A 9,243-nucleotide genomic window follows, 5' to 3' on the forward strand; every position below is an offset into this window, starting at 1 on the left:
GCTTGATGACCTTTTATTCATTTACTTGTAGCGGGAAGGGATGGTGAAGTACTTACTGTTGTATGCCGAGGCAATGCGCGGATATACATATACTTTTCCGCCCTTAAGAGTGTAATTCATCTTAGAAGCATACGTGGTGCGTAAGTACTCATCGTTAGCACCGAGGTCTACGGCGCCATAATAGAGTTGTGCGCCTACACTACTTTTATCGCCTTCCGCAACATCGAAAACAGTAAGCTTTTTTCCAGTCTTAAGGGAGTAAGTCCAACTGCCAATTAAAAAAGTGCCGCTTCCAGCAGGATTTAAAGCTTGATCGTATCTGAATGAGATAACGCTATTTTTATTATAAGTTACTCGCGTTTTAACGATGTCGTCATATGTTAAATTCGTGTTGATGCGCTTAGAATCCCACTTTGCAAATTTAAAAACTTTCTTCTTAGTTTTTTGTTCAGCAGTGTAGTTTTTCCGTAATGACTTATTGATCTTTTTGACAACCGTAGATTTGCCTTTTAGTTGTGGCAATTGGTAGCTGAAAATCCCCTTAACTCTCTTGTATTTCTTAACTGTCTTATATTGCTTAAAGTAGTACTTAGCAGAGCTGCTTGCTTCTGCTTTGGGACTAGTAACTAATCCCACAGACATGGCCAATGCAATGGCACTAGCGACAACATATTTCTTTTTCATGTTATTTCTCCAATTAGCTATTACTTGTAGCGGGCAGGCAGGGTGAAGGACTTAAGCATGGTTGGACCGTTAACTTGTGGGTACACGTATACCTTGCCATTCTTCAAAACAAAGCTTAAATCCTTCAAATTCAGCGACTTAAAGTAGTAACTTTCGGCCCCTAACTTTTTGGCGCCTTTAACAAGCTTCTTTTTCACACTCGCACGACTGCCTTTAGCTACGTCATAAACATTCAACTTCTTGCCAGTTTTAAGTGAGTAGGTCAAGCTGTCTAAGGTGTCCCGTCGAACACCGCCAGCCCACCATTTCTTATAAGTCTGAAATGATATAACTTTGCTCTTGTTATAGGTCGCTTTTGTAGTCGTAGTATCGAAATAGCTTTGGTTAGAAAATTCAGCAGCGTCTTGTTTAGCAAAGTGGAACACAGTTTTCGAATTCTTCTTCTCGGCACTATAGCTCTTCTTCAAATCTTTGTTGATCTTCTTGACCGTGGTAGAATTGCCCTTCAGTTGCGGCAACTGGTAGGAAAAAATCGCCTTCATCCCATGTTTGTATTTCTTAACAGTCCGGTACTGCTTGATCGTGTACTTAGCTGAGCTGGCCTCCGCCTTAGGGGCAGCCACCAGACCGACAGTCACAGCCGCGGCAAGCGCGCCAGCCATCACAATTTTCTTCATAAACTCGTTCCTCACATGATTGAAGTAAATATTACTCACCCATATTGTACTACTGAAACTGAACTTAAAAAATCTAACTTACGAAAAAATGTCAGACCTCACAAGGGAAGTCTGACGAAACTTGTTTTATCAACTTTTCCAAAAATCATCAAAGAGAATTAGTCTAACTTTTTGGCTTTCAGCCAGTTCTTTAAAAGAAAGGCGGCACTCTTTAGCAAAGAAATAGAGGTGGATTTTCGTGATGCCGAATTTTGAGCTAAGCAGTGCCGCCCGGCCGCGCAAGGTATCTAGCATTTGCGGGCTAAGCTTCTCTGCCTTGCGCCACTTGCATTCACCAATAATTGCTTCATTTTTGTCATAACTCACGGCAACCAAATCTACTTCATCTTGCCGCCTAAGGGCGGGATTGTAGCCCCACCAACTGCTAATTTCCTGCGGGTCAAAGGGGAGGTGGTCTTGTCTCCAGGTCCATTCCCTGCAGGCTTTTTCAAAAACTGGTCCCAAAAAGTTTGGTAAATCCGCCATGATTCTGGCCAAGAGACCACTTGTCCGATTAAGTGAAATCTTATCCTGCTGGCCAGAAATATATTGGAACCAGAACTGAAACATTGTGTCTGAGATCCGATAGATGGCATTCTTGGTGTTTTTTTCAAGTACCGGCAACTTTCTTTCAACCATTTCCAGTTCTTGCAAGCGGCTGAGATAGGGGCTCAAGCTAGAAGCGCTGCTTAGGCCAATCGCTTGGTAAATCTCATTGGGCTTTGTCTTGCCTTGTGCCAAAGCAACGAGGATGGAATAGTAGGTTGCCGGCTTTCGGAGTTCTTCTTGCAGTAAGACATTCGGCTCGTCTTGCAAAATAGCATTATTCCGTAGAAAAAGCCGGTTGATATTTTCTTCAACGCTTTTCGTCTGATCTATAAAGCTGAGATACTGTGGAATTCCACCGGTGATGCCGTAGTAGGCGAGAAGGTCCTCATTTTTAACAGCTGGCAGCATCTTCTTCGTGTCAAAAATATCAAATGGACGGATTTTAAACTGGCCGGTCTTTCTGCCGTAAAGCGGACTTTGATGGCCTAATACTTGGTGCTGCATAAATGACATCGAGGATCCACAAAGAATCAGCATGATATTGTCGTACTCTTTAAAAACGTGGTCGATGGCAAATTGGAGAACAGAGCTGATTTCCGGTGCTGATTGGGCAAAGTAGGGGAATTCATCCAGGACAAAAATCAATTTGTCGTCTTGCTTGTTAGCGAGATCCTGTACCTTGCTAAAAATATCTCGGAAATCGCTATAGCTAAAACTGCGATCCAAACGGTCAGGATTTTCGAAGTCAAGAACCGCGTTAGTCAGGTAGTTTAAGTTGAGCTCTTTTGTTGCCTGGACTCCTTTTGCATAAATTGCCGGCTTGTCTTTAATAAACTCTCGGATCAAAGATGTCTTTCCAACTCTGCGGCGGCCATAGATGACCGCCATTTCAAAGCGAGGACTCTGATACATGTCGGCTAAGTTCGCAAGTTCTGCTTCCCGGGCAATAAAAGTTTGGTTCATTGTATTTACCTCTAATCATGATTATTATAATCGTGTTTAGTCTAATCGTAATTATAATAATCGTGATTATAGTCCTCAGTAGGGACTAGTCGAAAAACAGCAAAATTATTTGCAAAAAGCTCTTGCGAGTTTCTGAAAATTGCCTTTGAATATAATCAACTTCAAAAGAAAAGACAAATTTAGAAAGGAACGATAAAAATGACTGTACGTAAACTTTGGCAAGACTGGCGTGACTAAGTGAGGCTGCATGTTAAATGGTGTAGACTCACTGATTGCAATAATCTAGGGGGTCTATGCCGGGACAATCGTTTCTGAAGAAATCAAAGGACTGTTTGGCATAGTTGGTCAGACGGTCTTTTTTTGCACTCAAAATTAGATATACATGTATAGACTCCTACACAGCAGGATTAAAAATAAATTAAAGATACAAACTACAAAACAAGGAGAACTATCATGACTGAAGCAACTGCAGAAAAGAAGGAAATGTTTTACGGCGAATTTGGTGGCCAGTACGTACCAACTGAAATCCAAGTGGCACTTGATGAAATCGCGGAAGAATTTGAAAAGGTGAAGGATGACCCGGACTTTAACGCCGAACTTGACCAGCTGCTGCGCGATTACTCTGGCCGGTCAACTCCGCTTTACTTTGCTGAATCATTGACAAAGCGCCTGGGCGGGGCCAAGGTATACCTTAAGCGTGAAGACCTCAACCACCTGGGTGCCCACAAGATCAATAATGCCTTAGGCCAAGTCCTGATCGCCAAGCGCCTTGGCAAAAAGCGGATCATCGCTGAAACCGGGGCTGGCCAGCACGGCGTTGCTACTGCCGCTGTTGCTGCCCGCTTCGGGATGAAATGCACTATCTACATGGGGGCTAATGACTGTGAACGGCAAAGATTGAACGTCTTCCGGATGCGCTTGATGGGGGCTGAAGTCAAGGCAGTCACTGCTGGCACCCAAGTTCTGGAAGATGCAGTTGCCGCAGCCTTTCAAGATTTGGCCCAAAACCTGGACACTACCTTCTACCTGGTCGGTTCAGCCGTTGGTCCATACCCATACCCGCAAATGGTCGAACGTTTCCAAAGAGTTATCAGTAAGGAAGCAAGACAACAATTCCTGGACCAGGTCGGCCGCCTGCCAGATGCCGTCATTGCTTGCGTGGGCGGCGGTTCCAACGCGATCGGGGCCTTTGGTGAATTCATTCCCGACAAGGAAGTCCGCTTGATCGGGGCAGAAGGGGCCGGCAAAGGGGCTGACACCCCGGAAAACGCCGCAACCTTGACCAATGGCAAGGTTGGTATCAACGACGGAATGAAGAGCTACGTTTTGCAAGATGATGAAGGCAATATCCTGCCAGCTAACTCAATCTCAGCTGGTCTGGACTACCCGGGCATCGGGCCAGTTCACTCCTTCCTTAAAGACAGCGGCCGGGCGGAATATTACCCAATTACTGATGATGAAGCAGTCGCTGCCTTCAAGCTCCTGTCCGAAACGGAAGGTATTATCCCAGCCCTGGAAAGCTCCCACGCCTTGGCGCAAGCCATCAAGATGGTACCGGAAATGGATCCCGACCAAATTGTCATGGTCAACCTGTCAGGCAGAGGGGACAAGGACGTTAATCAAGTTGCCGCCTACCTGGGCGAAGAAATTTAAGTGATTTAATATACAAGGCCGGAAAGAGACCCCATTCTCTTTCCGGTCTTCTTTTTGTCTGGAGATACGCAAGAAATTATATTGTTATCACTTTTTTCTCCTAAGAATTAAAACAATTTTTCTATAGGTAAAAACTGGTGAAAGAAGTATTTTGGCTTCCTATCGGTCTTAGCTAACGATTTGATAATCTAAAAACAATTTTAACCCCCGAAGAGTGCTTATTTTCCGTTAGCAGAATAGCTACAATCTAATAATAATATTATTGACATTCGCCACAGCTCTGCACTATGCTAGTAATAGATATAGAAACAAATTACTATAATTAAACAACAATAGCAAAGAGGGAATGAACATGTTGAAGCCTAAGGCAAAAAAATTCAATGCGCGGCAAACGGAAGATGCTAAGCAACGGTTCAGTATCAGAAAGTACAGTTTTGGTGCTACTTCTGTTTTACTGGGCTTTTCCTTCATGCTGATGGGGGCGGGCAGCGTTTCCGCCGACACGACTACTCCAGCACAAACCAGTACAGAACTGGTTGCTGACGCGGCAAACAGCGAATCGCCGCAAACAACGAGTGAATCAACTGAAAACAGCACGAAGAATGACGCAGCAGCAAGCACCGCTGCCGCTACTACAAGTACGGAAGATACTGCAGCGGGGACTGCAACGACTAGTACGGACAGTAGTTCTGACAGCAGCTCTACTGAGGCAAAGAATAACACCGACTCAAGTGCAACTACTGAAACTGCAGACTCAAGCGCAACCGCGGCAAGCACTGACCAGGTAGCAGCAACGACTGCCAGCCAAAGTACTGAAGATGAAAAAGCTGCAGCTACTAATCCAGTTTCTGCTACTGCAGAAGAGACGAAGGACGAAACTGCAGTACAAGCTAAGCAGACTAGTACTGATGAAAATACCGACAAGGCAGCTGCTACTTCAAGCTCAGACCGCCTGGTCCAAGGCAAGTCTTTGACTTTGTCCTCTGACGAAATTGGCTACACTTCTTCAAGCACTGAAACTGGCGGCACAAAGAGTTCCATCACCGCTACTGTTTCTTTCACTGGTGACGTAGGAGACAAGTTTGTCTTGAAGGTGCCGGCCAACGTATCTGGTCAGAGCAAGTCAGTTTTGTACGGCTTTGATTCATACACTAAGTCTGGTATTGCGGACACAACCGTAAAAGAAAACAATAGTGATGGCTTCTTCTACATTACTTCGGTCCTTAAAGAAGCAGGGAGCTTGAACCAGAACTTCACTTTTACTTCTTTGACCAGCCAGATTGACACGATCGGCGACAATATGGTGGACTCCGACTCAATCGGCAGCCGGGAAATGCAGATGATCTTGTCAGCTGAAGACGCTAGTGGTAATGATCTGGGCTCAGTCAGCGAGACCTTTACCCAAATCATGAAGCCGACGATCAATCCAGAACTGACCCGTTCACCAGACAAGAAGTTCCAGGCATCTATCCTGCCAAACAAGGACTACACATACTCCTTGAGCTTGAACGAAATGCTCGGCATCAATAATGCCAGCACCGCGAGCTACTATGCAAGCAACCGGGTAATCAGAAGCATCAACCATGACACTGAGATCCGGATTCCGGTACCAGCACAATTCGAATTAAATGCGGCGGATACCACTCTGAAAAATGCTTTTGGTGACCAAACCACGATTACCCAGGATGGGATCGGCTCAGATATTGTGATCACGATTCCTAAGGGCTCTGGTAACAATGTTGACGACTACGACGTGCGTGAGACGCCTTACTATATTGTCGGTAAGTACGTCTTTGACAGCAGCGTCGACCAGACTATTACTGCGGACAGCCCAATTACCATCACCCAGTACCTTGATGACGCCCACAGCAAGACCCTAACCGGAAACCTTGACATTACCTGGACTGAACAAGTGAACTCTGAAATCGTTAAAGGGAATGTTTCCATTTCTGGTTACGGTGCCTGGACTGGCAATGAACTGGTTTTAAAAGACACGGCAGACAAGTTGACAACTTTTTCTTTTGCTAACCAATCTGGCTATGACTTGACAGACCTTTCTCTTACCTTTGATGTGGCTAGCGGCTTCAACGCCACTGGGATTATGACTCCTAAGGTAGACGGTACCAGCAGTTACAGCTACGTTTTGACTTATGCTGACGGCACGACCAGCAGCGGTACGGTGACGGCTGGTGAAGCGATCAAGGCAGCAGGTGACAGCCCAATCCGGAAGGCCGTTTTGACGCCTGATCTTTGGAAGGCCGGCACTAAGACCGACACCGCCGGCGTGGCCATGGATCCAAACACTAGCCTGCAGCGTTTTACCATCACTGGTAACCTGGCTGATACTTATGACGATGGTACAGAGGTGAAGGTTGGCGATAGACTGATCAACAAGATGACTATCTCATCTGACTACCTCAACACTACGTCCAGAGGCGTGACGCAGACCATCATGCCAGAATACATGAGCAGTTTCCGCATCTATCAAAAAGATGGTACTGGTCTCGCAGGCGACAGCCAAAAGCTGACTATTTACAGCAGCAAGGACATGAGTTATGTCCAAAACACTAACCTGGAAAAGCCAGTCATTTACATTGTTTTGCCACAATACGCGGTCTACAACGACACTGCCTCAAAATTCTATGGCGATCCACACGTTTCTACCTTCTACGTTAATGACGGGGCAAACCAGGTGGTTAAGCTGGACTACAGCAATTCTGACTACCAATACAATATCCGCAACGATAACTATACGATTGTCGCTGACATTAGCGATGATGCATTGCCAGGGACTTATCAGAGCCACTTCTTTGTCAGAACCACGACAAAGATGATGTACATGACTACGGTTGACTACAATACCCTCTATAAGCCGGAATACACTGAAGGCGATTCGACGAATGTCTGGACCAATGGTATTTCAACCAACAAGTTTAGCTTGACTGTTCTGGCACCAAGTGAAGAATTCACCATGGGGGCCATGAGCGAAGGCAACCTGGACACCACTTTCCAAAACATCGGTAAGTCTTTCTCAACTGGTGTTCAAGATATGACCTTTAAGATCACCCCAAAGAACTTGACCAAGGGCGATTTGACCAATGTTCGTATTTACTCCAACTTGCCAACTGAAAGTGATGTAAATCTGACTGGTCCGGTAACGACTACCGATACTAATTCAAAGATCTACTACTCAACCAGTCGGCTGGATCTGAACAGTGATACTGAAGAAAACGTTACTTGGCTGACTGCAGATCAGATAACTGATTGGTCAACGATCAAGAGTATCAAGGTGCAAGAGGACACACTGGCTCAGTCAACTCCGTCCAACCAGTTCTCAATCGTTATTCCAGCTAAGGACATCAACCTGGCCAGTGACGTTGGCAAGACTTTGAACTTGGGCTACAAGGCTTACGCCGACCAATTTGTCACTCCGATTAAAAAGTCTATTGCCACCAGCGTCATTATTTTAGGGCCGGTTGCGGAAAGTAGAACGGTTACTAGAACAATCAATGTTCACCTGCCATCTGGGGAAGTACAGACAACCAAGCAGGTAGCAACGATTACCAGAACTGGGGTAATGGACAAGGCTGGCAATACCACCTACACAGACTGGACTACTTCCTCATGGGATGAATTCAGCAATGTTCCAGATGTGCCAGGCTTTACCCCAAGCCAAAAAGTGGTGACGGAAGAAACTGTTGATTCAAACACTACTGATGTGACGATTGACATTACCTACACTGGCAACACCCAAAAAGCTCTGGTCAACTATGTCGACCAAGACAAGAACAATGCCTTAATCGAAAACTCCGGTGACTTGACCGGGGAATCCGCGACTACGATTGGCTACAGTACTGACAATACGATCAAGAAGCTGGTCGCTGCTGGCTACATTTTGGTATCAAGTGACTACCCGACTGACCCAGTTTACGACACGAATGACAATGTTGATCAAGTCTACACTGTTGTCTTGAAGCACGGACAAGAAACTGTCAGCCAAGTGCAAAATGTAAAGCGGACGGTTGTTTACCAGGTTCCAGCAGGTTTTGACACGCCGGAATCTGAAAGCGAAACTTTGACCTTTAAGCGGACGGGCGTTAAGGATACGGTAACAGGCGAAATCAAGTGGGATGCAGCTGATCCGCAGAGCTTAAAGACTGTAACTAGCCCGAAGATTTCTGGATTGACCGCTGACAAGGATGAGGTTGCCAGTGAAGAAATTACGCCAACTTTTGATGGCGACAAGTCATCAACTGTCGTAGTTGTCTACACTCCAAACAACCAAAATGCTATTGTCAACTACGTTGATGAAGACTTGAACAAGGCATTAATCACGACTTCTGGCGATCTTACTGGTCTTTCAAAAGACGAAATTGCCTACACTACTGCTGAAACTATTCAGCAACTGTTAGATGCTGGTTACGTATTTGTATCAAGCGACTACCCAGATAACCCTGTTTACGACTCAGATGACAATGTTGACCAAGTTTACACGGTTGTCTTGAAGCATGGCCAAAAGTTAGTCAGCCGCGAGCAAAATGTAAAGCGGACGGTTGTTTACGAAGTGCCAGCAGGCTTTGAAGCACCAGAATCAGTCGAAGAGAACCTGTCCTTCACGCAAACCGGTACACAAGACCTGGTAACTGGTAAAATCACTTGGAATCCGGTTGACCCGCAA

At 45.5% G+C, this 9,243-nt stretch carries 5 protein-coding genes; 2 read left to right on the forward strand and 3 right to left on the reverse strand.

Annotated elements, in window-relative coordinates:
- Positions 1-21: 21 nt before the first annotated feature.
- The 3 genes from ACLUXO_RS09870 to ACLUXO_RS09880 all read right to left on the reverse strand — a co-directional run bounded on the left by ACLUXO_RS09870 (position 22) and on the right by ACLUXO_RS09880 (position 2,912).
- On the reverse strand, positions 22-684 hold the full coding sequence (locus ACLUXO_RS09870; RefSeq protein ID WP_412137400.1) for a hypothetical protein: 663 nt from the start codon (positions 682-684) through the stop codon (positions 22-24).
- A gap of 20 nt (positions 685-704) precedes the next feature.
- Positions 705-1,361, reverse strand: coding sequence for a polysaccharide deacetylase family protein (locus tag ACLUXO_RS09875; RefSeq protein ID WP_412137401.1), 657 nt, complete (start codon positions 1,359-1,361; stop codon positions 705-707).
- A gap of 129 nt (positions 1,362-1,490) precedes the next feature.
- Positions 1,491-2,912 carry an ATP-binding protein gene (locus ACLUXO_RS09880; RefSeq protein WP_412137402.1) on the reverse strand — a complete coding sequence of 474 codons (1,422 nt, stop codon included), beginning with the start codon at positions 2,910-2,912 and terminating at the stop codon, positions 1,491-1,493.
- A 453-nt stretch (positions 2,913-3,365) separates the two neighbouring features.
- Here ACLUXO_RS09880 and trpB point away from each other — a divergent pair, with 453 nt between their 5' ends.
- Together trpB and ACLUXO_RS09890 are read left to right on the forward strand one after the other, a co-directional pair.
- Positions 3,366-4,565 carry a tryptophan synthase subunit beta gene (gene trpB, locus ACLUXO_RS09885; protein ID WP_412137403.1) on the forward strand — a complete coding sequence of 400 codons (1,200 nt, stop codon included), beginning with the start codon at positions 3,366-3,368 and terminating at the stop codon, positions 4,563-4,565.
- A gap of 352 nt (positions 4,566-4,917) precedes the next feature.
- Positions 4,918-9,243 (forward strand): mucin-binding protein (locus ACLUXO_RS09890; RefSeq protein WP_412137404.1); only part of this gene is annotated, 4,326 nt, incomplete at its 3' end.

Source organism: Lactobacillus delbrueckii subsp. bulgaricus (assembly GCF_046938665.1).
GTDB classification, from domain to species: Bacteria; Bacillota; Bacilli; order Lactobacillales; family Lactobacillaceae; genus Lactobacillus; species Lactobacillus delbrueckii_C.

Bases quoted from the DNA above. Each gene is read 5' to 3' on its own strand.
- trpB (WP_412137403.1), top strand. From the start codon at position 3,366: ATGACTGAAGCAACTGCAGAAAAGAAGGAAATGTTTTACGGCGAATTT.
- ACLUXO_RS09870 (WP_412137400.1), bottom strand. From the start codon at position 684: ATGAAAAAGAAATATGTTGTCGCTAGTGCCATTGCATTGGCCATGTCT.
- ACLUXO_RS09880 (WP_412137402.1), bottom strand. From the start codon at position 2,912: ATGAACCAAACTTTTATTGCCCGGGAAGCAGAACTTGCGAACTTAGCC.
- ACLUXO_RS09875 (WP_412137401.1), bottom strand. From the start codon at position 1,361: ATGAAGAAAATTGTGATGGCTGGCGCGCTTGCCGCGGCTGTGACTGTC.